Annotated in this window: 31 protein-coding genes, 1 tRNA gene and 1 other annotated feature; of the genes, 2 read left to right on the forward strand and 30 right to left on the reverse strand. The window is 35.9% G+C overall.

Annotated elements, in window-relative coordinates; genetic code table 11:
• Positions 1 to 2 precede the first annotated feature (2 nt).
• From rsmH to C7K42_RS10390, 3 genes are all read right to left on the reverse strand, one after another.
• On the reverse strand, positions 3 to 956 hold the full coding sequence (gene rsmH, locus C7K42_RS10380; protein ID WP_041591773.1) for a 16S rRNA (cytosine(1402)-N(4))-methyltransferase RsmH: 954 nt from the start codon (positions 954 to 956) through the stop codon (positions 3 to 5).
• Positions 957 to 969: 13 nt separating this feature from the next.
• Positions 970 to 1,401, reverse strand: a complete 432-nt coding sequence (gene mraZ, locus C7K42_RS10385; protein ID WP_014124143.1) for a division/cell wall cluster transcriptional repressor MraZ — start codon at positions 1,399 to 1,401, stop codon at positions 970 to 972.
• A gap of 170 nt (positions 1,402 to 1,571) precedes the next feature.
• Positions 1,572 to 1,940, reverse strand: a complete 369-nt coding sequence (locus tag C7K42_RS10390) for a DUF3397 domain-containing protein (RefSeq protein ID WP_061840393.1) — start codon at positions 1,938 to 1,940, stop codon at positions 1,572 to 1,574.
• Positions 1,941 to 2,054: 114 nt separating this feature from the next.
• On the opposite strand from C7K42_RS10390, the gene C7K42_RS10395 reads away from it, so the two are divergent.
• Entirely contained in the window at positions 2,055 to 3,011 is a 957-nt protein-coding gene (locus C7K42_RS10395) for a magnesium transporter CorA family protein (protein WP_103097046.1), read from the forward strand.
• A gap of 76 nt (positions 3,012 to 3,087) precedes the next feature.
• A complete protein-coding gene (locus tag C7K42_RS10400; protein ID WP_103097044.1) occupies positions 3,088 to 3,204 on the forward strand; it encodes a DUF4044 domain-containing protein in 117 nt (38 codons plus the stop codon).
• Positions 3,205 to 3,256: 52 nt separating this feature from the next.
• Here C7K42_RS10400 and recN read toward each other — a convergent pair whose 3' ends face one another.
• The 27 genes from recN to C7K42_RS10535 all read right to left on the reverse strand — a co-directional run bounded on the left by recN (position 3,257) and on the right by C7K42_RS10535 (position 26,427).
• A complete protein-coding gene (gene recN, locus C7K42_RS10405; RefSeq protein WP_103099689.1) occupies positions 3,257 to 4,939 on the reverse strand; it encodes a DNA repair protein RecN in 1,683 nt (560 codons plus the stop codon).
• Positions 4,940 to 4,952: 13 nt separating this feature from the next.
• Entirely contained in the window at positions 4,953 to 5,405 is a 453-nt protein-coding gene (locus C7K42_RS10410) for an arginine repressor (protein WP_103097041.1), read from the reverse strand.
• A gap of 160 nt (positions 5,406 to 5,565) precedes the next feature.
• Complete coding sequence (locus C7K42_RS10415) at positions 5,566 to 6,381, reverse strand: TlyA family RNA methyltransferase (protein WP_103097039.1); 816 nt, start codon at positions 6,379 to 6,381, stop codon at positions 5,566 to 5,568.
• Positions 6,378 to 7,274 carry a polyprenyl synthetase family protein gene (locus C7K42_RS10420; RefSeq protein WP_103083528.1) on the reverse strand — a complete coding sequence of 299 codons (897 nt, stop codon included), beginning with the start codon at positions 7,272 to 7,274 and terminating at the stop codon, positions 6,378 to 6,380. Before C7K42_RS10420 ends, C7K42_RS10415 begins: the two co-directional genes overlap by 4 nt.
• Complete coding sequence (locus C7K42_RS10425; RefSeq protein WP_103083529.1) at positions 7,271 to 7,492, reverse strand: exodeoxyribonuclease VII small subunit; 222 nt, start codon at positions 7,490 to 7,492, stop codon at positions 7,271 to 7,273. The genes C7K42_RS10420 and C7K42_RS10425 overlap by 4 nt, the downstream gene beginning before the upstream one ends.
• Positions 7,473 to 8,819 (reverse strand): exodeoxyribonuclease VII large subunit, encoded by a 1,347-nt coding sequence (xseA, locus tag C7K42_RS10430; protein WP_103083530.1) that lies wholly within the window; start codon positions 8,817 to 8,819, stop codon positions 7,473 to 7,475. Before xseA ends, C7K42_RS10425 begins: the two co-directional genes overlap by 20 nt.
• 3 nt (positions 8,820 to 8,822) lie before the next feature.
• Positions 8,823 to 9,674 carry a bifunctional methylenetetrahydrofolate dehydrogenase/methenyltetrahydrofolate cyclohydrolase gene (locus tag C7K42_RS10435; RefSeq protein ID WP_103083531.1) on the reverse strand — a complete coding sequence of 284 codons (852 nt, stop codon included), beginning with the start codon at positions 9,672 to 9,674 and terminating at the stop codon, positions 8,823 to 8,825.
• 70 nt (positions 9,675 to 9,744) lie between these two features.
• Entirely contained in the window at positions 9,745 to 10,194 is a 450-nt protein-coding gene (gene nusB, locus C7K42_RS10440) for a transcription antitermination factor NusB (RefSeq protein ID WP_103083532.1), read from the reverse strand.
• The gene (locus C7K42_RS10445; protein WP_103083533.1) at positions 10,187 to 10,612 is read right to left on the reverse strand and encodes an Asp23/Gls24 family envelope stress response protein; all 426 of its coding nucleotides are present in this window, start codon (positions 10,610 to 10,612) and stop codon (positions 10,187 to 10,189) included. Before C7K42_RS10445 ends, nusB begins: the two co-directional genes overlap by 8 nt.
• A 100-nt stretch (positions 10,613 to 10,712) precedes the next feature.
• A complete protein-coding gene (locus C7K42_RS10450) occupies positions 10,713 to 11,777 on the reverse strand; it encodes a M24 family metallopeptidase (RefSeq protein ID WP_103083534.1) in 1,065 nt (354 codons plus the stop codon).
• Between the two features lie 194 nt (positions 11,778 to 11,971).
• Positions 11,972 to 12,514 (reverse strand): hypothetical protein, encoded by a 543-nt coding sequence (locus C7K42_RS10455; RefSeq protein ID WP_061840395.1) that lies wholly within the window; start codon positions 12,512 to 12,514, stop codon positions 11,972 to 11,974.
• Positions 12,507 to 13,484 (reverse strand): flotillin-like protein FloA, encoded by a 978-nt coding sequence (gene floA, locus C7K42_RS10460; protein ID WP_014124128.1) that lies wholly within the window; start codon positions 13,482 to 13,484, stop codon positions 12,507 to 12,509. The genes C7K42_RS10455 and floA overlap by 8 nt, the downstream gene beginning before the upstream one ends.
• Before the next feature lie 4 nt (positions 13,485 to 13,488).
• The gene (locus tag C7K42_RS10465; protein WP_103083535.1) at positions 13,489 to 14,115 is read right to left on the reverse strand and encodes an NfeD family protein; all 627 of its coding nucleotides are present in this window, start codon (positions 14,113 to 14,115) and stop codon (positions 13,489 to 13,491) included.
• A 260-nt stretch (positions 14,116 to 14,375) separates the two neighbouring features.
• The gene (locus C7K42_RS10470) at positions 14,376 to 14,762 is read right to left on the reverse strand and encodes a DUF956 family protein (protein ID WP_103083536.1); all 387 of its coding nucleotides are present in this window, start codon (positions 14,760 to 14,762) and stop codon (positions 14,376 to 14,378) included.
• Between the two features lie 131 nt (positions 14,763 to 14,893).
• Entirely contained in the window at positions 14,894 to 15,811 is a 918-nt protein-coding gene (locus C7K42_RS10475) for a PTS system mannose/fructose/sorbose family transporter subunit IID (RefSeq protein ID WP_103099690.1), read from the reverse strand.
• Positions 15,812 to 15,836: 25 nt separating this feature from the next.
• Positions 15,837 to 16,652: a PTS mannose/fructose/sorbose transporter subunit IIC gene (locus C7K42_RS10480; protein ID WP_014124124.1), complete on the reverse strand. Its 816-nt coding sequence runs from the start codon at positions 16,650 to 16,652 to the stop codon at positions 15,837 to 15,839.
• 26 nt (positions 16,653 to 16,678) lie between these two features.
• Complete coding sequence (locus tag C7K42_RS10485; protein WP_014124123.1) at positions 16,679 to 17,683, reverse strand: mannose/fructose/sorbose PTS transporter subunit IIA; 1,005 nt, start codon at positions 17,681 to 17,683, stop codon at positions 16,679 to 16,681.
• A 26-nt stretch (positions 17,684 to 17,709) separates the two neighbouring features.
• Positions 17,710 to 18,207, reverse strand: a complete 498-nt coding sequence (locus tag C7K42_RS10490) for a mannose/fructose/sorbose PTS transporter subunit IIB (RefSeq protein ID WP_014124122.1) — start codon at positions 18,205 to 18,207, stop codon at positions 17,710 to 17,712.
• Positions 18,208 to 18,392: 185 nt separating this feature from the next.
• Positions 18,393 to 21,206: a sigma-54-dependent transcriptional regulator gene (locus C7K42_RS10495; RefSeq protein WP_234976206.1), complete on the reverse strand. Its 2,814-nt coding sequence runs from the start codon at positions 21,204 to 21,206 to the stop codon at positions 18,393 to 18,395.
• A gap of 189 nt (positions 21,207 to 21,395) precedes the next feature.
• Positions 21,396 to 21,947, reverse strand: a complete 552-nt coding sequence (locus C7K42_RS10500; protein WP_103099691.1) for a GNAT family N-acetyltransferase — start codon at positions 21,945 to 21,947, stop codon at positions 21,396 to 21,398.
• Positions 21,948 to 22,030: 83 nt separating this feature from the next.
• Positions 22,031 to 22,324: a 50S ribosomal protein L27 gene (gene rpmA, locus C7K42_RS10505; RefSeq protein WP_061840401.1), complete on the reverse strand. Its 294-nt coding sequence runs from the start codon at positions 22,322 to 22,324 to the stop codon at positions 22,031 to 22,033.
• Between the two features lie 20 nt (positions 22,325 to 22,344).
• Entirely contained in the window at positions 22,345 to 22,680 is a 336-nt protein-coding gene (locus C7K42_RS10510; RefSeq protein ID WP_014124118.1) for a ribosomal-processing cysteine protease Prp, read from the reverse strand.
• A 24-nt stretch (positions 22,681 to 22,704) separates the two neighbouring features.
• Positions 22,705 to 23,013 carry a 50S ribosomal protein L21 gene (rplU, locus tag C7K42_RS10515; RefSeq protein WP_014124117.1) on the reverse strand — a complete coding sequence of 103 codons (309 nt, stop codon included), beginning with the start codon at positions 23,011 to 23,013 and terminating at the stop codon, positions 22,705 to 22,707.
• Positions 23,014 to 23,032: 19 nt separating this feature from the next.
• Positions 23,033 to 23,106: a sequence feature (ribosomal protein L21 leader region), on the reverse strand.
• Positions 23,107 to 23,258: 152 nt separating this feature from the next.
• Positions 23,259 to 23,876 (reverse strand): GNAT family N-acetyltransferase, encoded by a 618-nt coding sequence (locus C7K42_RS10520; RefSeq protein WP_050989748.1) that lies wholly within the window; start codon positions 23,874 to 23,876, stop codon positions 23,259 to 23,261.
• Between the two features lie 137 nt (positions 23,877 to 24,013).
• A tRNA-Arg gene (locus C7K42_RS10525) sits at positions 24,014 to 24,087 on the reverse strand.
• A 161-nt stretch (positions 24,088 to 24,248) separates the two neighbouring features.
• Complete coding sequence (locus C7K42_RS10530) at positions 24,249 to 25,607, reverse strand: IS4 family transposase (RefSeq protein WP_124175431.1); 1,359 nt, start codon at positions 25,605 to 25,607, stop codon at positions 24,249 to 24,251.
• Between the two features lie 136 nt (positions 25,608 to 25,743).
• Positions 25,744 to 26,427 carry an O-methyltransferase gene (locus tag C7K42_RS10535; RefSeq protein WP_103099863.1) on the reverse strand — a complete coding sequence of 228 codons (684 nt, stop codon included), beginning with the start codon at positions 26,425 to 26,427 and terminating at the stop codon, positions 25,744 to 25,746.
• Positions 26,428 to 26,444 lie beyond the last annotated feature (17 nt).

The following is a 26,444-nucleotide window of genomic DNA, read 5'->3' on the forward strand; positions in this document are numbered from 1 at the left end:
TTTCACTCCTCCTTTATTTTCTTAGCTACACGCAATTTTGCACTACGTGAGCGATTATTCTTTTTAATTTCTTCTTCCGTCGGTAAAATTGGCTTACGATTCACTAAAGCCAAAATAGGTTGAAAGTCATCTGGAATGACTGGAAGGCCAGGCGGTGTTTCTTTCGCTCGGCTATACTCTTTAAATATATTTTTTGCAATACGATCTTCCAAAGAATGGAAGGTAATAACTGCAATGCGTCCATTTATAGCTAAAATCTCAATAGCCTGTTCTAATGATTCTTCGATAGCGCCTAATTCATCATTAACGGCAATGCGAATTGCCTGAAACACTCTTTTGGCTGGATGTCCGCCTTTCCGTCTTGCAGGAGCGGGAATCGCTTCTTTTATAACATCTACAAGTTGTGTTGTCGTTTCAATTGGTTGATTTTTACGAGTCGCCTCAATCTTACGAGCAATTTGCTTAGAAAAACGTTCTTCACCATATCGAAAGAATATTTTTACTAATTGTTGGTAATCATATTCGTTTACGACTTCATAAGCAGATAATGTTTGACTCTGATCCATCCGCATATCCAACGGTGCTTCTTGATGATAGCTAAAACCGCGCTGGGCTTCATCTAATTGAGGCGAGGAAACACCTAAATCATAAAAAAAACCATCAACTTTATTCACATTTAATTTTTCAAGTTCTTCCTTTATAAAACGAAAATTTCGTTTTATAAAAGTTACCTGCCCATTTTCTACATAATGAGCCAAACGTTTTTTAGCATAATCAATTGCTTTTTGATCTTGATCAAAAGCATATAGATGGCCATCTAAAGCTAACTGTTCCAATAAATATTGACTATGGCCAGCTCCACCTAAAGTACAATCGACATAAGTACCATGAGGATCGATAACCAAATTGTCTACAGTTTCTTCTTTCAGCACTGTAAAATGTTGAAACATTACCATCTATTTCCTCTTTCTATAAGCCAAAATCAATCATTGTTTCAGCAATGTCATCAAAATTTTCTTCTGTTTCTTCAGAAAAATCATCCCAACGTTTTTTATCCCAAATTTCAATTCGAGTTGAAACGCCGATAATTACACAATTTTTTTCCAGACTTGCATGCTTTCTCAATGTATTGGGAATATTGATTCGGCCTTGTTTATCAATTTCACATTCAGTGGCAGCAGAATAAAAGAAACGAACAAAACTTCTTGCATCTTTTTTAGCAAGAGGCATTTGATCTAATTTTTCTTCAAGTTTCTCCCATTCAGTTTGAGGATAGCCAAATAGACAACCATCTAAACCACGTGTTACAACAAATTTTTCCCCTAGCTGTTCACGAAGTTTGGACGGAACGATCAAACGACCTTTTGTGTCTATTGAGTGTTCAAATTCACCCATTAGCATGTTTATCCCCCCAATTACCACCTGATAAACACAGTCTACCACAATCCCCCACTTTCTACCACATTTTGTCTAAAATTACTAAAGAACTTTTTTGACTTTTTCTTACCAAATGAATAAGACTGACAATAGGAGATTTTAAAAAGACTTTTAAAAGTTTTCATTTAGAAAAACTAAAAAAATTGGACGATACTAAAAATAATCAAGATGATATATAGGACCAGTGCAAATAAAAATACTGAACGCCAGTACATTTTAAAAAATCGACGATACACAATCTCTTCAAAAAAGTAGGCTTGAAATATAGCCAAAGCAATTCCTAATAATAACAGAGTGATTAAAAAATAAGGGAAGATGGAAAACTGAAAACTAAGCGTTGACAGTTGGTGTATCCCAAAAAGTAAAAATGGTACAGCAATATCTGTAGCTTTTAAACGGAAACGTTTATTTAGCGAAAAAACAGATATACATAACTTTGATGCAAATAAAACAATGACTGGGAAGATGTACCAAAATAAATAAATCGGTGAAAATGTAGACATATTGTCATCCTTTCTAAGAAATAGTTTTCTTAATATACGAAGTAGCTATTTCATTGTTTTTTAAATTTCTGGTAAAATATAATTAGCTGTTAAAGCAAATGAAGGAGGGAGTTTATGCTTTATTATTATACATTTCATGATAGCTACTTAATTAGACAAGATACAAGCGATAAAAAAACATTGTGGCTCCATGTTGAAGACCCAAACTCTCGTGAAATCAGTACTTTGACAAATAAATATAACCTACCTAAAGACTATCTATCAGCTGTTTTAGATGATGAAGAAAATTCACGTAGCGAAGGCTTAAATCAACAAGAGATGAAAAAAGCAGCACTCTTGCTTCTTCAATTTCCTTATGAGATAAAAAGCCCTTCAGGTTTTCAACAATTTGAAACTTTTCCGTTATCTTTAATCATAACACCTGAAAACAGAATTATTACAGTAAGTAACTATCCATTACCTTTTTTTCAAACAGTAGTCAATCATCAGTTTAAACCCAATGATAACGTTCCAGAGATGAATATCTTATTAGAAATTTTGCGGCAAGTAGTTCTTTCTTTTAATGACTATTTAAAACAAACCAAAGATCATTTAGATAACTTAGAAAAACAAATTAAAGTTTCCACCCAAAACGAACAATTATATCAAATTATGGATATTCAAAAAAGTCTGGTTTCTTTTGATGAAGCTACATCAGCTAACTTAAAAACTTTAACGGCTTTAGTTAATACAAAATTATTTCACAAAAATCATGCATTTAAACACCATTTACATGATATTATAGTAGAAACACAACAATCATTAACTTCAGCAAATATTCAATTAAAATTTGCTAGCCATATGAATGACACCTTTTCTTCTGTTGTTTCCAATAATTTGAATAATGTGATGAAAATATTAACTTCGATAACCATCGTTCTGACGATTCCAACGATTATTGGTGGAATTTATGGTATGAACGTTAGATTACCCATTGCTAAAAACCCCTATGCTTTTTGGATCATCATACTAGTTACAGTTGTCATTAGCTGGTTTACAATAAAGTTTTTAAAGAAAAAGAATCTTTTATAGTTTTTCATGTTCTTTTCTTGTCTTCTATGAATATAGGTTGTAAACTATCATTAAAATATTAAAAGGATGAATAAACATGCGAGATAAAAAGCCCACAAGTACTTTTTCTAAAATCACAAAGGTAGTCATTTGGATTATGCTGATTGCAACAATTGGTACAATTGTAATAAGTGCCGTAACAGCTGTGATGTAATCAGTAAGTATTAAAAATCAACAAAACAGCTTCTGTTAAAAGAAGCTGTTTTTTATGCAATTTTTCCTGCTTGTGTTAGCATCTCTTTCGCATTTTCCATAGTCAAATCAGTGATTTCAGCACCAGAAAGCATCCGAGCAATCTCTTGAACTCTTTCTGTTGTATCAATCTCTTGAACCGTTGTCTTTGTCCGGCCACTTTGAACTTCTTTACTGATCAAATATTGATAATCTCCCGCTGCTGCAACTTGTGGCAAATGTGTAATACAAAGTACCTGAGACCCATAGGCAATACCGCTAATTTTTTCGGCAATCGCCTGTGCGACTCGCCCACTAACGCCTGTATCTACTTCATCAAAAACAATACTTGTTTTTTCTTGTGCTTTAGAAAAAATTGATTTTAAAGCCAGTAGCATACGTGACAGCTCCCCACCTGAAGCAACTTTAGCTAAGGGTTTTAAAGGTTCTCCAGGATTTGTTGTTAAATAAAACTCTAATTGATCCAGGCCATTTCTGTTTAATTCTTTCTTTTCCTCAAAAAAACGCACTTCAAATTGCGTATTTTCAAGATACAAATCTGACAATTCTTGTAAAATATCTTTTTCTAATTTTTGTGCAATTTGTTTTCGCTGCGTATGTAAACTCTCAGCAATTTCCCAGACATTCTGATGTTTTTGGTCTAGAGCTGTTTGCATTTCCTCTAATTTATTACCGGTAACATCCACTTGCTCTAATTCTGCCGAAATTTTTTCATCATAAGACAAAACAGCAGCTATGGATTCGCCGTACTTACGTTTTAACTGTCGAATGACCTCTAAACGGGCATTCACTTCTTCTAAACGCCCCTCATCAAGCTCCATCTGATCAAGGATATTAGAAACTTCACCAGCAGCATCTTGTAACAAATAATAAGCGTTCTGAACATTTTCATTAATTTGTTCATACTCTTTATCTAAATAGGCGACTTCTTGGATTTCTTGAGCTGCTTCGCCTATTCCATCTAAACTGTTTCCTGATTCGCCAGCTAAAATTTCATGACTTTTAGCAAAAGCGTCCACAATCTTTTGAAAGTTTGCTAATTTATCCCGCTCTTCAACCAGCTTTTCTTCTTCATCTATTTGTAAACCTGCTTCTTCAATTTCTTTTTTCTGAAAATTCAGCATATCAATCCGTTGTATATAAGATTGCTCATTTTCTTGAATGGCTCGAACTCTTTTTTCTAACTCACGGTATGCATCATACTTTTTTTGATAATCTGCTAGTTGATCTTTAAAAGACTGTGAACCAAAACTATCTACCAACTGTAAATGTTTTTCAGCTTGCAATAAATCCTGATGTTCATTTTGTCCTTGAATATCTACTAGATAAGCGCCAATCCTTTTTAAGTTTCCTAAGGTGACAATTCTACCATTCACACGACAAATACTTTTACCAGAACTCGTTATATCTCGTTGAATAATTAACAGCTCATCTCTTTGATCAATACCTAAATCATCAAGTAAAACTTTAAAAGACGAATGTTTAGGAAGTTCAAATAAACCTTCTAACACACATTTTTGTTTTCCTTGGCGAATGTAGTCTGTCGATCCTCTTCCTCCTGCTAGTAATCCCATTGCATCAATAATAATTGACTTTCCAGCACCGGTTTCTCCAGTTAAGGCAGTCATCCCTTTATGAAAGGTTAAATGTAGCTGTTTTATAATCGCAAAATTTTCAATGGACAACTCTAATAACATATGAAATGCTCCTTTATTGAACATACTTTTGTAAGCTCTGAAATAAAATCTCTCGATCTTGCATTGTTTTAGCGATCATTAGAATGTTATCGTCATCATTTAAGATCGCAAATAAGGCTCCATCAAAACATTTATCGATCAAATTCGCAATCGCCGAAGCATTACCAGGCAAAGTTTTCAAGCTAACAAATTTATCCATTTGATCGATCGATACAAAAGCATTCTTTAATAGTTTATTTAATTTTTCATTCATGTCCTCGTCTGATTCTACAGGAATACTATAACGATAGCCACCACTTGCTGCTGGAACTTTAATCAATTTTAATTCTTTGATATCCCTTGATACAGTAGCTTGTGTAACTTCAGCATTATGTGCTTGTAAAGCCGCAACTAGTTCTTCTTGTTTTTGAATATTTTCTTCTTCCAGTAGTTCAACGATCAGCTGTTGTCGTTCTTCTTTTCGCATTTTGCTCCTCCTGATAAAATTATTTATTTTATTCAAAATTTTTTCTAAATCGTATTTATCATAGCTCATTTTACATCATAAGAAAAGCTAGAGACGCGCATCCTTACTAAAACAAATAATAAAGCCATAAAAAAAGAAACGCATTTATTACGTTTCTTTTTTATTTATCCAATTTATCATGAGCTTTAGCAACTAACTGACTAATACTTATATCTGATTGATTGATGCCCAATTGTTCTGATTTTTTCAAATGAACAATAAATTCAATATTTCCTTGACCACCTGTAACTGGCGAATAATCTATAGCTTCTACATCGTAGTTTTTTTGCAAGGCAAAGTTTAAGATATCCGCTAACACTTCTTGATGAACAAGCGGGTCATGTATAATTCCTTTTTTTCCAACAGAAGTTCTTCCCGCTTCAAATTGTGGTTTAATTAGTGCCATAACTTCCCCTTCATCTGTAAGGATTGGATGAAGAGCTGGTAAAATTTTTTTTAACGAAATAAAGGACACGTCAATCGTAGCTATTTCAGGTTTCCCATAAGTAAAATCAGAAGGTTTGCAATAACGGAAATTTGTCCTTTCCATGACAACAACACGTGTATCTTGTCTAATTTTCCAGGCTAGCTGATTATATCCGACATCAAGAGCATAACTTAACTTCGCACCATTTTGTAATGCACAGTCGGTAAAACCACCTGTGGAGGCGCCAATATCAAGTAAAATCTTGTTTTTTACTTGAAAATCAAATACTTTTAATGCCCTTTCTAACTTTAAACCACCTCTTGAAACATAAGGTAATTGTTCACCGATGAGTTTAAGCACAGTATCTTGCGGAATTTTCTCGCCAGCTTTATCTAAACGCTGATTTTTCTGCGTATAAACAGTCCCAGCCATCACGCCTCTTTTCGCTTGTTCTCGAGTTTCAAAAAGCCCTTGCTGGAAGGCCAAAACATCTACACGTTCTTTTTTCATTCCTTGCCTCTTTCTAATTCAAATAACTGAATAATCTCCTCTAATAGACCAGGGTTGAAACCATCTAAAGACAAATTTTCCAGTATAGCATATGCTTGTTCTAGTTCTGTGCTCAAAGCTGTTTTTGCTTGTTCTATTCCTAATAATCCAGGATATGTATTTTTTCCTGCTAGTTCGTCTTTTTGCGTTTTTTTGCCCATCTGTTCAGTTGTTGCTAATACATCAAGCAAGTCATCTCTTATCTGAAAAGCTAAACCTAAATGAGTGGCAAAATCATCTAATTGATTTAAAACTTCTTCATCCTGATCAGTTAAAATTCCACCACTAACCACAGCAAAACGAATCAAAGCACCTGTTTTTTTCTGATGAAGAGCTGTCAATTCAGAAAAAGATAAACTTTGTTGCTCACTTTGGATATCATAAACTTGACCGGCAACCATCCCACGAGCTCCCGCTGATTTTGCCAACAGTTGCAACAAATGATTTTTCTTATGCGAAGCCAATTTAGTTTCAACAACCAGTTCAAAAGCCCCAGTTAACAAGGAATCGCCAGCTAAAATAGCTAAAGCATCGCCAAAAATCACATGGTTGGTTGCTTGACCACGACGTAGATCATCATCATCCATAGCAGGTAAATCATCATGGATAAGTGAATAGGTATGAACCATCTCTAATGCAGCAGCAACTTGATATACCTGCTTAGTAAGACCGTGCCCAAAAAATTCAACTGTAGCTAACACTAATAAAGGACGTATTCTCTTACCACCGGCATTGATGGAATATAGCATACTTTCTTTTAACTGTTCATTTTCAGCATGTGTTTGAACAAAATCTTTCAACTGTTTTTCTACTTTAGGTAATTCGCTTTCTTGCCAACTTGTTAAAACACTCATTGTTCTTCCTCTTCAAAGGGCTTTTCTTCTTCATCCTCAGTCATCATTTTGGTTAAAGTTTTTTCCGCCTTAGACAAAGTCTCCTTACATTGTTTACTCAACGCCATTCCTTTTTGAAAAGCGTCTAAAGCTTCTTCCAAAGGTACATCTCCTTGTTCTAGACGATTAACAATTTTTTCCAATTCTTCCAAAGACTCTTCAAATGTTGCCTCTGCCATCTTCATCCTCCTCAATCTCAATCACTTTTGTTTGTACTCGACCATCTTTATAATGAATATTCAAGTGATCATTTTTGGCTAATTCGTGAACAGATTTTACTACTTTTGTATCCTTAGTTGTATAACTATACCCTCGCCCCATGATTTTTAGCGGGCTTAATAAATCTAGCGCTTGTACGGTCTGCTCAAAGGCCTGTTGTTTGATCGTCATCATTTGCTGTGCTCGATTTTTTAAGCGTTCTTTTAAATATTCTACCTCTTGATTTGCTTCTTTTACCCTTGTATGAGGTGCTACTTGCTTAAACCGATAATCTATTTGTGTATAATTTTTCTCTTTTTCATAAACCAGACGCTGTAAGCTTTGATGCATACGTTGGTTAAGTTGATCCAACTTAATGGACTGTGCTTCATATAAGCGTTCTGGCTGACGAAAAATATATGAGTTTTGTATTCGTTGGAAACGCTCTTGTTTGCGCTGAATTTGTCGAATATAAGCCTGTTGCAAGCGCGCCTGCTTTTCTTCAATACGTAAAATTTCTTCTGATAAAACGGGCACAGCAAGTTCCGCCGCAGCTGTTGGGGTTGCCGCACGAACATCAGCAACTAAATCGGCGATCGTAGTATCCGTTTCATGACCAACAGAAGAAATGACAGGGATATCGCAAGCTACAATCGCTCTAGCCACTCGCTCTTCATTAAAAGGCCATAAATCTTCAATCGAACCACCACCGCGACCGATAATCACTGTATTAAAGTTTCCTTGTTCTTTTACGCGTTGTAAATTTTTTACAACATCGTCCGCTGCTTTTTCTCCTTGAACAACCGTTGGGAATAAAACAATTTGAGCGATAGGATATCTTCTTTTAGCAGTTGTCATAATATCACGGATAACCGCTCCACTAGGACTAGTCAAAACAGCGATCCGCTTAGGAAATCTAGGCAAAGTTTTTTTAGGCAATTGAAATAGCCCTTCAACTTCTAACTTTTTTTTCAACTGTTCATAGGCCTGGTATAAAGCGCCAATACCATCAGGTTGCATTTGATCAATATAAATTTGATAGTTTCCTGCTGTTTCATAAATAGAAAGACGGCCGACAACCATCACTTTCATCCCTTCTTCAGGTTGAAAGTTTAATTTGCGAAAGGCATTTTTAAACATCACAGCCGAAATTTTCGCTTTATCATCTTTTATACTAAAATATTGATGATTCGGACGTAAACGAAAATTAGAGATTTCCCCTGTCAAAAATACCTTTTCCAAGTATGGATCAGCATCAAATTTTCTTTTTAAATATTTAGTAAGTGCACTGACTGTCAAATACTCCATTATCTAACTTAACTCCTGACGTTTACAAGCTTGAATTGTTTGCTGCATTAACATAGTAATCGTCATAGGACCGACACCTTTAGGCACTGGCGTGATATAACTAGCTATAGGTTCGACTTCGTCAAATTTGACATCACCGATCAACTTGCCATTTTCATCGCGATTCATGCCTACATCAATGACTACGGCTCCTTTTCTAACGAATTCTTTTGTGACAAAGTTTCCTTTTCCCACGGCCGAAACAATGATATCTGCTTGCTTGGCTAATGCTGCTAAGTTCTTAGTATAAGAATGTGCCATGGTTACCGTCGCATTTTTAGCTAAAAGTAATTGCGCCATTGGTTTGCCAACAATATTACTACGTCCAATCACAATAGCGTTTTTCTCGGATAATTTGATTTCATATGATTCAAACATCTTCATAATACCATAAGGCGTACAAGGAATCGCTTCTGCTTTGCCAGATAGAAGCTTTCCCATATTTATAGGATGGAAACCATCCACATCTTTTTTAGGATCTATATTAAGTAATACTTTCTCCTCGTCAATATGTTCTGGTAAGGGTAGTTGTACTAAGATTCCATGATAATGCGGGTTATCATTATATTTTTTGATTTCAATCAATAATTTTTCTTCGCTGATATCTGAGGGGTAATGTTCCAGTTTTGTATGAATACCGATCTTTTGCGCAGCAATTTCTTTATTTTTTATATAGGTCTTACTTGCAGGATCATCCCCAACTAAAAAAACAACCAAAGCAGGAAACGCATTTTGTTTTCCTAACTTTTCAACTTCTAAACGCATTTGTTCTTGCATACTATCTGCTAATTGTCGACCATTTATCAATGTTGCCATTATCGTTCACTCCCTCAAATCATCTTTTTTATTCTAGCATAACTTTACTTTTAAATAAAAGAAGCTAGCATCACAAGCTAGCCTCAATTTCCGTATTTACTGCCGATAAAATACCGTTGACAAATTTGTGCGAATTTTCATCACTGAAAGTTTTTGCTAATTCGATTGCTTCATTCAATGCTACTCTATTAGGGGTATCATCTACATACAACATTTCAAATAAAGCAATGCGTAAAACGACTAAATCCATTTTAGATAGCCTTTCAAGACGCCATCCTTTACGTAAGTGATTTTTTATTCTTTCATCAAGTTCCGCTTTTTTTTCACAAACCCCTGTAACTAAAAGATCTAAATATGGCGGAACAAAATTTTCTTGCGCTTTATCAACGATTTCACTGTTTTCTAATTCTAGTGCTGCATCAATTGCGTCTTTTTTAGCTAACGATTGATTTATATCTAATGGAAATAAAGCTTGCACTGCTTTTTTCCTTATCTCATGTCTTGATAGTTCTTTACTCATTTTCTTCCTCATCATTTTCAAAAAAATCGTCTAAATCCAACTGTTCCGTTTTTTCTGGAATAACTGCAACAATATGAATATTTACTTCAGCAAGCTCTACATCTGTCATAAACAAGACTTGTTGTTTTACTCGGTTTTGTATATCCATTGCTACTTTAGGAACAGAAACACCATATTTCATGTAGGTATAGATATCAACTTTAATTCCAGTTTCGTCCATTGTTAAATAGACGCCTTTACCATAAGTAGATCGTCCTAAGAATTCAGTAACATTATTAGCAAAATTGCCTTGCATACGATAGACGCCTTCAACTTTTGAAGCAGCAATACCGATGACCACTTCGATCACCTCAGGAGCAATCACAATTTCTCCTAGTTCTTGATTTGCATCTAAAACAAAATTCTTTTCATCAGCCATTTAGATTCCTCCATTTTAGGATTGCTTTTCATTTTTAGTTTATCATTTAATTACTAGATAAGCTATGCTAAAACTTTTCAAACGCCAAAACTTGAAAAATTTATAAAATAATCAGTTCTTTGGGCGATTGCGTTAATATTTCATTTCCAGTAGAAGTAATTAATAAATCATCTTCAATTCTGACGCCACCAATATCTGGCAAATAAATACCAGGTTCATCGGTAATAACATTTCCAGGCACAAATGTTTTATCAGCTCGCATTGAAACATTGGGGCCTTCATGAATATCTAAACCAATACCATGGCCTGTTGAATGACCAAACGCTTCGCCATAACCAAATGAGGCGATGTAATCACGAGCAACAGCATCTAATTCGATACCACTTATACCAGGCTTAGCTGCTTCAATTACTTTCAATTGGGCGTCTAATACAATTTGATAAATTTCTTTTAACTGTTCTCCCGGATCACCAATAGCAAAAGTCCGGGTCATATCAGAAACATAGCCTTCATAATAACAACCAAAGTCTAGTGTAATAATATCGCTTTGTTCAATTGTCTTATTACTTGCCACACCGTGAGGCATAGCAGAGCGTACTCCAGAAGCTACGATCGTTTCAAATGAAACGCCGCTAGCACCTAATGAGCGCATGAAAAAGTCTAATTGATTCGCGATTTCAATTTCAGTCATTCCCGGTTGAACCATTTTCAATATATGATCAAATGCTTGATCGGCAATACTGCAGGCTTGTTTAATCCTTGCAATTTCCTGGTCGTCTTTAACTTCTCTTAAGCTTTCCAGAAGTCCTGAAATGGGCACTAATGAACTTTCAGTTATTAACTCTTCTAACAAGCTATATTCAGAAAAACTGATATAATCTTCTTCAAAAGCAAGCGTGTGCACTGCATTTTTTTCGACAAGTTCGGCTACTTTAGCAAAAATATTACCACTATTTTTTACGATCTCAAATCCTTGAGCTTGTTTAGCAGCTTGTTGTGTATATCTAAAATCTGTAACAAAAAAAGCTTGCTCTTTGGTTACAAGCGCTAAGCCTGTAGTTCCTGTAAAGTTTGTAAAATAGCGTAAATTATACGGGCTAGTAATTAAAAAGCCGTCTATTTCTTCTTGACTCATCTTTTCTTTCAAACGAGCTAACCGTGACATATTTATTTCCTTCTTTCCGTGTGAGTTCTTTTTTATTATAGCAAACTTCACTAATAAGTTAAACGAGTTAAATTTATCCATAAATGATAAACAGACGAAATAACCGAACTATGAATAGAGATATTTAAACACTCCAGTAGAAGCTTGTCGTAATTTTTCGACAATAAATCTCATCAAACATAGTTCGGTTATTTTTATTTATTTTCATCTCGTAAACTTAGCGGTTTATCTAATATTTCCTTGTAGATCATAGCATTTACTAAATTCTTTTTCCCAAGATAAGCCTTTTTTGACTGTTTCTTTGTGCTAGGCTTTTTTGAACTAAGCTGATTGGCTGATTTTATCGTTTGTCGTTTATTCAAAGAATCACGGCTAGTTTGTGCAACATTTGCTCGTTGTTGTCTAATTCGTTCTGGTTTTTGTTGTGTCGTTTTAGCTACATTTTTTTGATTAACAGTTTCTGTTTGCCGATTACGCTGTCTATTGGCATTCCTCTTTTGTTTTGCTTGTTGTGACTCTTTGTTCATTTGACTTGTGGCTCCTTTCCTATTGCTTTTGTTAGAACCGTCTTGTGAAGAAGAAGCCTTTTTATCACTATGATTTTGCTTTCTTTGTTTTTTCGAATTTCGCTTCCTTCCCAGATTCACCACAAACAAAAGCAAAACAATAATTAACCCAAGATTATCTAAGAGAAACTGAATCATTGAATCCAAAAAATTAAACATAGAATCACTCATTTTCTGACTGATCTGCTTGACCTGAAATAGACTTTCTCATTTCAGTATCTGATTCGACATTTTGCAGTTTGTAATAATCCATAACACCTAAATTTCCTTGACGTAAAGCTTCGGCCATCGCTAATGGAACTTTGGATTCAGCTTGTACCACTTCTGCACGCATTTCTTGTTCTTGAGCAATTGCCATGGAACGACGTTCTTCAGCTTTTGCTTGCGCGATGTTCTTATCGGCTTCAGATTGATCCGTTTGTAATTGCGCACCAATATTACGGCCTACATCTACATCTGCAATATCAATAGATAAGATTTCAAAAGCAGTTCCTGAATCAAGCCCCTTTTTCAAGACCGTTTGTGACATAGAATCTGGATTTTCTAATACCTCTTCGTGCTTTTCAGAAGAACCAACAGTAGTAACAATTCCTTCACCCACACGAGCAATAATTGTATCTTCGCCAGCACCACCAACTAAACGTTCAATGTTTGCACGAACGGTTACTTTAGCTTTTACGATAAGTTCAATCCCGTTTTGAGCTACAGCTGACACTTTAGGTGTTTCAATTACTTTAGGATTTACAGAAACTTGAACTGCTTCAAAAACATCCCGTCCTGCTAAATCAATCGCCGCCGCTTTTTCAAATTCCAGATCGATCTCTGCTCGTTGTGAAGCGATCAATGCATCGATCACTCTGTCTACATTCCCACCAGCTAAATAGTGCGCTTCTAGTTGATTCGTTGAAAGTGACAATCCGGCTTTTGTGGCTTTGATTAGTGGACGAATGATCCGATGCGGGTTGACCCGACGCAACCGCATGCCAATCAAAGTACCGATACCAACCTTCACACCTGAAAAGTATGCTGTAACCCATAATCCAACAGGTACAAACCGCAAGAAAATGATCAGCAAAATAACAATAACAATAGCAGCAATCACTATCCCGATAAAGCCGCCCCCAAATTGTAAATCATTCATAAATTTATCCTCCATCCTTCATTTTTTGACTTCTTACTAAAATCTTTGTCCCTTGAATTTTTTCAATAACAATAGGCGTTCCAATCGAAATAAACTCTTCTGCACTTAAAACATCAAACAAAGGTCCATTCTCTTCACCAAACGTTGCTTTTCCCGAAGGCCTTAATGGTGTTTTTGCTGTTCCAGTTAGGCCTGGATAAAGGTTGGGTGACTGATCACCTGTCTTAGTTTTACTACCAGCAGGCAAATCTGTTTGTAAGACCAGTTTATTCACATTCGTCAAGGAGTAGCCTCTTTTTGCCAGATATACTACCAAAGCAGTTGTGATAATAACGGCCATACTCAAATCTCGAATCGTCTGCATTAAATCGCCAACTGTCCAATACAAACCAGCTATTAGTAAAATAGCACCTAATACGCCCGTTATTCCAAATTCTGGTATGAAAATCTCGAAAACAATTAAAAGTAATCCGAAAATAAATAACACAAGAGGAATCCAATTTTCTACCCCGATAGCGTAAAAGTAAACAGTAAAACTAGCAAGTGTCACAAGAGAGGCAATTTTAGTAAGCGGTGTTAATACAGCTAACGCTAAACCAATAAACCCGATCGTGAGCAACAAACTTTCCATAACTCTTGCCTCCTTTATCTTTATCTACATATTTCCTACAACTACTCACATATTTATCATATCATGTTTTTTCAAAGATGTATTGCTATTTTTGCCAGAAGTTTAAATAAGAGCCGCGGTTTTTTTCCCATATTTACGCTGAGACTATTTATAGTAAAATCGTATTGATCAATAATTCCAGAGAACTATTTTAACTATTAAGAAAAAAAGCCCATAAGAAAAATAAATTTCCCTTATGAGCTAATAAAAAATACTCTCATTCATTTTGAACGCTTTTTTTTCTTTCGGAAAGAAAGCAATCCTCTTTTAATTACTTTGAAAAAACTGTTGGCTTGTACCATATGATCATAAGCAACATAAGGTCGCATAGCGCGTAAAACTTTTTTGGTGTCTTTTGAAGCAAAATTAAATGTCCCATCTTTTTTTGTTTCTATAGCATAACGCGGAATCCATTTCCCTTTAAATAAGACACTGGCGACCACATAGTCCACCTCTTCCCAGGGAATTTGAATGTAATCCTGTGCATTTTTTGTATTATAAAACTCAAACGCCTTGTCTCCGATTAAAACTTGGCCATATTTAGCTAACCCTACAAAAGATGTCGCGTCCATTGTTAAATCTATTTTTGTGTTTAATGATTGTACCATGTACAGTTCCACCTCACTTGTAATTTTAGCATGGATTATTTTTATGTACAAAAAGATAGGGCAAAAACAGAACTGTCCCAAAAACAAAAACTTTTGGAATGCTGTTTTTGTCCCCCTTTTTTTATAAAATATTATAGCAAGCCAATTACGTGACCAACAACACCAAAAACAAAGAGTCCTAAAATGATGATAATTGGTGAAACATTTTTACGTAATAACCACATACACAAGAAAGTCAACAATAGACCCGCTAGACCAGGAATCAATTCGTCTAAGTTGTCTTGTAATGTCGTTACTTCAGTACTCGATAAAGCTCTTCCTTCTTCTTCTACTTGTTGGAAAGCAGACTGTAAGCCTTCTGGGGACATCGAGATACTGTCCCAGTCAGCGTAAGCTCCTTCTTGCAGAGGTGTCCGAGAAACTACTGGCTGAAAGTCAATGTTTACCCATCTTTCTACCAGCGAAGCCAACACAAACATCCCTAACATTGAAGCACCTCTTGTAACATCTTGTAGCAATCCACCTGACAAGTCATCTGTAATCGCTGAACCTGCTTTATAACCAAATTCTTGTGTGTACCATAAGAAAGCCCAACGAATAACGTTCCAAGCTACGAAAAAAATGATTGGTCCCATAATATTACCGCCAATTGCTAATGAAGCACCTAAAGCACCTAACATTGGTCGAACAGTAAACCAAAATACTGGATCTCCAACCCCTGCTAAAGGCCCCATCATTCCGACTTTCACACCTTGAATCGCAACATCATCAATAGGTGCGCCACCAGCGCGTTCTTCTTCCATCGCTAAAGTTACACCAAGTACCGGTGCAGTTAAATATGGGTGCGTATTATAAAATTCCAAGTGACGTTGTAACGCTAATTTACGATCTTCTTTATTTGAATATAATTTCTTAATTGCCGGGATCATCGCATAAACAAAGCCACCATTTTGCATCCGTTCATAGTTCCATGAACCTTGGGCAAAGGTATTACGCCATGCAACGTTTAATCGATCTCTTTTTGATAATTTAATTTTTTCTTCCGCCATGAGTTATCTCCTCCTTTTACCAGTCTTAATAGTCATTGAGTATATCGCCAAGAGGATCGCCGGAGCCGCCGTTTCCACCGCCGCCTTCAGAAGATCCGCCTTGTTTTGAAAGCGAGATATAAATAAGTGCTAAAGCAATACCAATGGCACCAATTGCGATCAAGGTTAAATCAGTGACAGCCGCAATGGCAAAACCTAAGATGAAGAATGGCCATACTTCACGACTAGACATCATATTGATAACCATTGCATAACCAACAGCTACAACCATGCCACCGCCGATTTCCATACCATCAGTCAACCAGTCAGGCATTGATTCCAAAAATTGACGAACAGTGGTTGCAGGAATAAATAGTAAAGCACCTGCTGGAATTGCAATACGTAGTCCTTGCATACAAACTGCTAATATATGCAGCCATTCAATTTTACGATAACTTCCTGATTCGGCTGCCTTGTCCATCCCATGAACAACTGGAACTGCAAGTGTACGAACGATCATTGTCAAAAATAGACCCGCTACAGCTAAAGGAATGGCAACAGCGATTGAAGTTGAGATACCACCTTGTTGTTGTCCACCTAAAACTAAGATAATAGCAGAAGCTACTGACGCCAATGCAGCATCCGGAGCTATAGCCGCACCAACGTTTGCCCATCCTAAAGCAATCATTTGCAACGAACCGCCCAACATAACACAAATTTCTAAATTACCGGTTACAAGTCCGATCAAGGTACATGCAACTAATGGTTGGTGAAATTGAAATTGGTCCAAAATCCCATCCATTCCAGCAAAAAATGCAACAATTACGACCAATAACATCTGAATTGCATTTAAATCTGACATAATAAACCTCCTAATTCTTTACTTTTTTATTTGGCATTTTGTAAGCCAGCTTTTGCTTTTTTAAGCAAATCATTCAGGCGCCCGCTTGAATCACTTGGTACTTTACGTACATCAAATTGCACGCCCAATTCTTCCATACGTTCATAGGATTCAATGTCTGTTTCATCCATTGAAATAACATTATTAACGACAACTTTTCCTTTGGAGTGAGCCATAGAACCGATATTAACCTCATGAACATCCATACCACCTTCAATTGTTCTTAGCATATCTTCAGGATTTTCAAAAAGCAATAAAGCTCTTGTTTTACCAAAGCGTGGATCTTTATCTACTTCGATCATTTTATCGATCGGAATAACATTTGCTTTTACTCCTGGTGGCGCTGCTTGTTCGATTAAACTTTTACGCAAGCTATCTTGCGCAACAGCATCACTAACAACAATAATCCGGTTGGGATTTGTTGCCTTGGCCCAGTTTGTCGCAACTTGCCCATGTAATAAACGAGAGTCAATACGCGCTAATACATATTCTATTTTACCATCGCCAACAACTGTTCCTTCAGGTAAGGAGCCTTTAGGTTCTTCTGGTGCGCCCGTATCGTCCGCTGCTTGATCATTACCTCCAGCTGGTGCCAGTTCTTCTGGTTTTATTTTGACCCCATCGGTTGCGCTAGGGATGATAGCCGTTGCAATTTGTTGGGCAGAGTCCATAGAAAGACGAGAAGCAAAAGCTTCGATCACCATCGGTAAATTCATGCCTGCCACGATCGTCCATTTATCTTTGTGTTCTTCAAACAAACTATTCGCTTGGTTAAATGGCGTACCGCCCCATAAATCAATCAAAAAAAGAATTTCTTCTTGATCATCAAATGAGTGAATAGCGTCTTCCATTTTTTTCTTTATATCATCTGGGCCTTCACTTGGCTTTAACACACAAGAAGCAACATTTTCTTGTTCGCCAAAAATCATGGTCGCTGACTCCAAAATACCATCGGCGAAGTCCCCGTGACTTGCTAGGATGATTCCTACCATTTTTTTACCCCCTAATTTACAATTTTTTATTGTTTTGTTCTTTCTTTTTTATCCAACAAATCAACTAAATTAATTTTGCGATCAGTTGGAACTTTGCGAACTTCCAATTCAATTCCTTGTTTAGCCAGATAATGAAAAGAAGCTTGGTCCTTTTCATCTACCGAAACAAAATTTGTCACCATCTGCTTCCCATTTTCAAAACGCATCCCACCGATATTTAATGATTTCAATACGATTCCTCCGCGCACTAATCTTTCTACATCTTGCGGATTGGTGAATAATAGCATAACCTTTTGCGACTGAAACAACTCGCTGTTATATGTCTCTAACATTTTTGCTATAGTAACAACGTTAGCATTAATTCCCGGTGGTGCAGCTTGTTGCAAAAGGAATTTGCTCAGATGGTCAAACGCAACAGTATCACTGACCACGATAATACGATTAATATCGGTTCGTTTAGTCCATGATGTAGTGACCTGTCCATGAATTAACCGGTCGTCTATACGCGCTAAACGGATATCCAAATTTTGACCGCCTCCTTAATTTCATTGATTTATCAGTTACCACACCTCCTTCATTCATTTAGAAGCAATTTATGTGCCAAAAAATAAAGATACACTACTTACATAACAGGATTTTAAAACAAATTAAAAAATACACTAAGAGATACAGTGTCGTTAGTGTATCTCTTAGTGTATTTTCAGCATATTTACTCTTTTTCTTGCCGTTTGATTAGCTCCAATAAGTAAAACTCTTCGGACACAGGGAAATTTAAATTTAAAACTCTGCTCAATGAGGTTACTTGAAGATGTAGTGCTTCATATTCTGAATTATTTTGCAATCCCACTTTCTCATCTTCAGATACTGTCAAAGGTTGTTGTAGCACTACTCGTTCGACCATCCCCGCTGCATGTAAAAGAAAATTAATACAAAAACCTTGTTCTTTTCTAGGGATTTGCCAATTATCCATAATTTCTTCAGTAAATTGCAATAAAGGTGCGATTAATTTCTGCGGATTTAAAAAAGTGAAGTTTTTTTCTAAATAATTCAGGCAAACATCTTTAGTCTCCACTTCGTTAAAAGATAGCGGCTCTTCAGAAATTAGCTTCTGATTATTTAACAATAATTTATCAATCAATTCATCGGTATTTTGTGTAATAAAGTTCTCCAATGTAATAAAAGGAGCTGCCAATTGCGGATCGACTACTCCAGTGGTTGCAATCACCTGATACTGCTGTTGAATTTTAGATAATTGTTGATTTAAATCCACAGCTGAAATAGTAAGGACCTCAATATCTGTCATTTGTTTTTTATTAAGCGTTGCTTGAATCATTTTCTTTATATGAACAGCCGTCCCCTCGCCAGAAGCACAAATGGCAAGGATTGCTTTAGGTAGATGGTTTTCTGTTAAAGTTGTAGGTAGCAAATCTAAACTGTAACCGTGAAAGTTTTTTAACGATTCATAAAGGTCGTCTAGACTGGTGCCAAAAACAGAAGCTTTACGAGCAGATTCTAATACAAGCGGTGTTGTTACCATATCAATTGTTCGAACAAACACCCCTGTGTCTCTTTGAATTTTTTCATTAAAGGTCACTAAAGAGCCCATATCTACCAATAACAAGACACCACTGCCTTCATGAACAGAGAGCACCGCTTGCTTTAGTTTTTCTAAAGCAATCTTAGGGGGCATATCCAAGGGCATATCCACTGCCGCTACTTGTTCAATATCTAATAATTGTTTAACCACATCCACCATACTCGTTGCTGCACTATTCCCATGAGCTCCTACAACAACACCTATTCTTCCCACTTGAGAAGCACTTCTTAAAGAAACCAGCAAAACAGCCAAGTAGTAAATCTCGCTTTCAGGAATTAAAATATTAAACCATTCCCCAATATATTGTTGGATCTCTTGAGCTAGTTCTAGCTCTTGCGGATAAGCAGTAACCATTTCTCTAATATTGTCATTAACTTCTCGCTTTTCACCTAATTGCAGTTTTTTAAGAAAAGAACTGATATGTAAGCTCATTGCGTAAACGAAATTAGATTGAAAATCATTTCCCAAACGATCGGTTACCATCGTATAAATCCGGTTGGTTAATTCAATAATTTTACGATCAACAAACTCGCTTAACTTATTATCTGCGTAAAATGAAAAACCGTGGTCTTTGTAAAATGATTTTAAATGAACATTGATATCGGTTGAAATAAAATGATTAATGGTTTCTTGATCGATGCCATCTGATTTTAATAACTCTGCTTTATCTCCGATAATATCATATAAATTATAAGGTAATTCATAAGAATCTGCTTGAATATTCAAACTATCTTCATTGGGCTGGATAACTAATTTTGATTCAAGGTTTTGCGAAAGCTCCGTCGATGTCCCTCGATTATCAGCTAACAAAATTAACCCTGAACGGATCCCTTCTGGCACATCTTCAATAGTAATATCAATTTGTTCTTCATGCATATGATTCAAAAATCCTCTTGCACAAACAAGTTGAACATTTGATTTTAATTGTCCGATATTCCCATAACTAACACTACCAATTAATGCTTTAACCACATCTTCAGTTAATGAAATCATACGTTGAATACGATGTGCTTCATGAGAAACCATTACCTTGACTAAATCAACTTTTTCAAAAGCAGGACGTGATACAAAAGAAGGTAGTTGAATGTTTATCGGTATTCGGCGAACAAAGGTATCCAAAAGCGTAGAATTAGGATCTTCGGTCGTCGCACCAATAATTCGAACTTCAGCAGAATGATGTTTGCCTGTTTCACCTAAACGACTATAAGTTCCATGATCCATAAAATAGAAAATCATCTCTTGACCTTCAGGCGGCAAACGGTGGATTTCATCTAGAAAAAGCATACTTTGATCAGCCTGGTCAATAACGCCAGTTTTCTCTTCATCTGCACCCGTAAAAGCGCCTTTGGCATAACCAAACAAATGGCTCATCAAAAGTTCTGGATTATTGGCATAATCGGCACAATTAAAAACAATGAGTTCTTTATTTCTAGCAATAACATTATTAGCTTTAGCAAATTGAAACATCGCATGAGCAAAGTAGGTTTTCCCCGAGCCTGTTGGACCTGTAATCAAACAATTCAACCCTCTAGGAGGATATAAAATCGCTGCTTTTGCTTGTTCACCAGCATTTTTCATACTACCGTTGATTCCAATAATATTGGAGAAAATATCCTCTCTTGAAACAAATGATGACTGAACATGTTGTGGTTGTTGCTTTTTTCGAGGTTCCCGTTCTTGTTTATAGCTTTTTACATATTTTTCTTCAGACATATCTTGATTTAAAAAATATTTAACTGGCCGACTGTCTGTTTTAATTATTTTCTCATCACGTACCAACTGATTTAAATCTTTACTAGCATTGCTTCTTTGAATAGCCAATGCTTGAGCAATTTCACTTGTAGTTACTGCCGTTGGCTCACTTTTCGTGCCAGAATTATTTTTTTGTGCTATGTATTGGTAAATTTTTTCCATTCTTTTATTCACGATTTTCACCTCGTTTCAAAACCCAAACAATAATTCCACATCATCTTTTTTTATTATACCTTCTTTTGTTCATCATTACCAATTAGTGTAAATAAATATATCCCTCGCTACTAAATTAATTGAAAAACAAAGATAACTAATTTTTACTTTAAAAGCTTTTTTCCTATTATACACTTAACAAATTGTCTCTTAAAATTCAGAAAACGGGATAAAGTCTCCTGGGTAACATAAATTTGTCTGAAGTGTTTTTTGCATCCAAATCACATCTAGCCAGCGGTCAAATTTATACCCTACATGAGGAAAATAACCAACTTGTTCAAAACCTTGTTTGATATGAAATTGCTCACTTTGTTGATTACCCACGGCAATAATTGATAACAGATTAACCACATGTTGCCTTTTTAATTGTTCTTCCAACACTTCATATAAAGTTGTCCCCACACCTCTATGTGCAACATCTTTTTTTACATATATACTAATTTCTGCTGTTAAATTATAACAAACACGTGAATTATAAGCATCCGCATAAGCATAACCTAAAATATTTTGTTTATTATCTTGAGCAACATAATAAGGATAATCAGGCAAAGTCTTAGTAATACGTGTAGCAAATTCTGCAACTTCTAGAACTTGCTGCTCAAATGAAATCGTAGTTTCTGCTACATAAGGTGCATAAATCGCTAGAATTTCACTAGCATCCTCAGCTGTCGCTTTTCTAATTGTTATTACATCATCCCTCATTATAAAACCTCCTAATAATAAAATCCTCTAAAAAATAAAACAGCCTGATTTCATTTTTAGAAATCAAGCTGTTTTGTCCTTATTTACGCTTCTTGAGCAACTGGATAAACAGAAACTCGTTTTTTTTCGCGGCCTAAACGTTCAAAACGTACAGTACCATCAATTTTTGCAAACAAAGTATCGTCTCCGCCTTTACCCACGTTAACGCCTGGATAAATTCTTGTTCCGCGTTGGCGATAAAGGATTGATCCGCCAGTAACAGTTTGACCGTCAGCACGTTTAGCACCCAAACGTTTTGATTCAGAGTCACGTCCGTTAGCTGTTGAACCGCCACCTTTTTTGTGTGCGAATAATTGTAAATTCATTGTCATCAACATACGATGCACCTCCCAAATTATTAAGTTGTTTCTAATTGAACATAGTCATTATATTGCTCTTGAACAGATTGCATACCAAGCAATAAGTTTTCTAATAATATCTGCACAATGTTGGATTGTTCTTGTGTATTGTCTGAAGGAACTTCGACGTATAAATAACCGCCATTTTCTTCCTCTGACTGAACAGTCGGCTCAATACCAGCTAATGAATCAATACCATTAACTGTGCTAATTGCTAAAACAGAAACCGCTGCACACACAATATCATATCCGTATTCACCTGCATTTGCATGACCTGTTATCTCATAGGAAGTAATCCTTCCAGAACTGTCACGCTTGAAAGTACCTTTAATCATTGTAAGCTCCTGCTTATACTTAAATTATGCATTGATTACATTGATCGTTACCTTAGTATAAGGTTGACGATGGCCTTGTTTACGGTGTGAACTTTTCTTAGGTTTGTATTTATAAGTGACAACTTTCTTTTGCTTGCCATGCTTATCAACTGTACCTTCAACACTTGCTCCTTCAACTAGTGGACTACCAACTTTTGTCGTATCGCCACCAACTAAAACAACTTCATCAAAGGTCACCTTTTCCCCAGCCTCAGCATCTAATTTTTCGATGTAGATCGGTTGGTTTTCTTCAACTTTATATTGTTTTCCACCTGTTTTAATAATCGCGTACATACCTGTGCACCTCCTTGAATAATAAACTTAGACTCGCCATCCCAAGCGGCTATCATAGCACTTAAAACTTGCTCAGAGCGGTTGTAGCTGTAGGAAAGCCCACAATTACAACATGCTTACTTTATCAAAAAGCAAAGAATTCGTCAATGAAAAGTTGAAAAAAGACGGCTAACGCGAGTTGAAAAAGCTTAGTATTGTCTATAAAACATATTAGTATTTCTTTTATTAACTATATACTAAATACTTTAAAAGTCTTCACTATCAAAAGAAGCTAACACTTCTCTTTCTGAATCAGAAAGAGAAGTAAAATGAAATTCTTTTAATTTTATATTCTTTCTTATTAAGTCGAACGAGTCATTTAAACCGTTTTTTCTAGAACCAATATAATTATCGGTTAAAAATTCAAAACCAAAGTCACCATATAACTTTATAGCAGAAAAACTAGCTGCATGTGTATGTAAAATTATAGGAAAGTCCAGTTTAACTTCAGTTAAAACATAAGACAGTAATTGCCTTCCAACTCCTTTGTTGGCATATTGGTTAATCACTTTAAACCATTGAATTGACCATAGTCCTGCACTAATTTTCCATAAAAAACAAGTTCCTAAGATATTATTATTTACATCACAGATAACTTTACAAGCATTTAAAAATTCATCTTTTCTGTCAGAGAAATAATTATTATAATATTCATCTACTATATAACGATAATCTTTTTTATCTGCATAGGTATCAAAGTGAATTGTTTTCCATATTTCTATTTCCGATTCCTTTAAATTTCTAACAATATACTTTTTATCCAGTTCTTTAAAAGCTGACTTATTAAATTTTTTACATAACATAAAGATATTATTGTCTTCCAATTTCACACCTGCCTTGATTCCTTCAGTTTCTCATAAAACACATTGATTATAAATATTATTTATAGAAAATTTGGCACATTTTTGATACAAAAAAAGCGATAAGCACCTATAAATCAAGGCTTACCGCTTATTAATAACGTCACAGGAGGGATTCGAACCCCCGACCGTTCGCTTAGAAGGCGAATGCTCTATCCTACTGAGCTACTGTGACAATGGTTTTGACAACAAAGATAATTATAGGAAAAGCTTTTATTAATGTCAATTACTTTTTAATGTTTTCCAAATTCTTTTGCATATTTTTCGAAATAGCAACGCCACTTATTTTTCAAATTGTTTTAGTTAAAGAACCACTTCATCTGCTTTCTTAGTAACTCAAGTTTCGCACACCAAATTCGGTAGATAAGCCTTGATATAATTGGGCAGCGTATCGATCCAGAGCTGCAGTTGACTTTCAATGAAGTCTTGTAGTTTATGACTCGCTTTTTCACTGACTGCTTGCAAAATGTCCATTAGTTCTAATAAAGCCACCGACCAGTCAAGTTCTTTTATTTGGTCAGCAAGTTCATAAAATAAGCCGCCTAAGGTCCGCTCGTCATTGGCACAGCGTTGTTGCCAACTTAATAAGATGTAGCGCGTGAACACAATGGTGGTATGACAAATCAAGGCTTGATAATTGCGCGTTTGGGTTTCTTGTGACAAATGAAGGAGAGATTTGGAAACTTTAAAGAACGTTTCTATGTCCCAGCGAACCGAGTACGTCTTCACGATTTCTTGGGATGACAAAGTCAGGTCATCTGTCATAAGGGCTAACCAAGCACTTTGGTTATTCCGATTTTTGACAAAAACGATTTTGACGGGGGTCTTCCCGCTGCTTGGCTGAACAATAATAGAGGAAATGATGGCTTCTTGACAGTATTCCTTTATTGACTTTTGGTAGAGTTCGCTTAATTTATATAAACGTCTTTGATAAAAATATTGGGTTTTGCCATTTTTTGCCATACCTAGGGTATGGATGCCTAAATCATGCAAACGATCGATCATTTTAGGAGAGGTAAACCATTTATCCATTAACACATGACTGGCGTAAACGCCTTGATCAAGGGCTCTTTGCACCATCTCAATGGCCACATCAGGCATAGATCGTTGGGCTTCTTTGAAGCGTTTTGCCCCACTCGTTCTTTGATCACTTTCCGCTTGTTTTTGATTGACTTGGTTTTTACCTGAAAGCAATCCAAAATCAATAGGAATAAAAGAGTACCCATCAGAAAAGCCTAAAGTTAGCATGCGATAGCCTTTATAACCCTTTTGTAAAGCATGATCCCAAAGGCGCGCCAAACCAGGCACTTTCTGACTTCGATTTCGATAGAACGTTGAGTCATCCAAAACAAGCGTACGTAGATGGGTACTTGGATCTGTTAATCGATGGATCTTTTCGATCACAGAAGCACTAAAACGAAGCAGAAAGCTACGCCAATTATTGTGCGGATCGTTCATCAAACGGTAAACGGTATCTTTCTTCATATATTGATCTGCTTCACGTCCGCTGAGGACTTGGTTCAAGGTCTTGCCCTTAAACACTAAACTGAAAAGAAAAGTAAAAATAATGACGGGAGAATAGCCTTTTTGCTTACAAATAGAGGTTTGTCGTAAAAATTTCAGGACGTTCAGTTCAGAAAAAATTGCGTTCATTTCATTTGGTAATTGATTTTTGATGTTTTTTAAGTGTATCATAAGAGCAAGAACTCCTTGTTTTTAGATTTGTCGTTAAATCCATTATAAAACAAAAGGAGTTCTTTTTGTATCCTTTGAACAAAAGTCAAGCGAACCATTATTTTACTATCAGCGTTGTTCTATCAAAGGGACATCATCATTTTGGGTATGCGAAACTTGAGTTAGTAATTAACATCACCCCATCGCCTAATGGTAATAAAGAAGAGGCCAAATCTGGATGCTGGTTCACAGTATCTAAAAACTGATTTAATTTCTTATGGATTCCTCGTTTACCACGGGGAATTTCTTTTTCAGATTGTAGAATAGTCCCTCCTTGAAAAACATCATCGACCATTAAAACACCCTCTTTTTTTAACAAACGGAGACAGTCAGGTAAAAATTCGATATATTTAGATTTGGCACTATCCATAAAAATAAAGTCATAGCTTCCTTTTAGCGTGGGTAAAATATCGGCTGCTTGTCCTTCAAGTAAAGTGATCTTATCTTCCAATTCTAAAAAGCGGAAAGTTTCTTTGGCTTCTGCAATCATCTTATCAAAACGGTCAATTGTCGTAACATGACCTTTACCTCCCACATATTGGGCCATTAAACTCGCTGAAAATCCGATCGCTGTTCCAATTTCTAAAACTTGCTGTGGTTTGATTTGTCCTAATAAAAATTCCATAAAAACGACTGTCTCATGTGGAATAATAGGAACGCCTCGCTTGTTAGCATCTTTTTCTATTATATTTAATTTTCCTGTTAATGATTTTTGCTGGCTGCGCATATAATCCACTAGTTCCGTTTTAACTACCGGCCGATGCATCATTTCATTTTGCATATTTGTCTCTCCTCGCA

Source organism: Tetragenococcus halophilus subsp. halophilus DSM 20339, assembly GCF_003841405.1.
In the GTDB taxonomy this organism is placed as follows: domain Bacteria; phylum Bacillota; class Bacilli; order Lactobacillales; family Enterococcaceae; genus Tetragenococcus; species Tetragenococcus halophilus.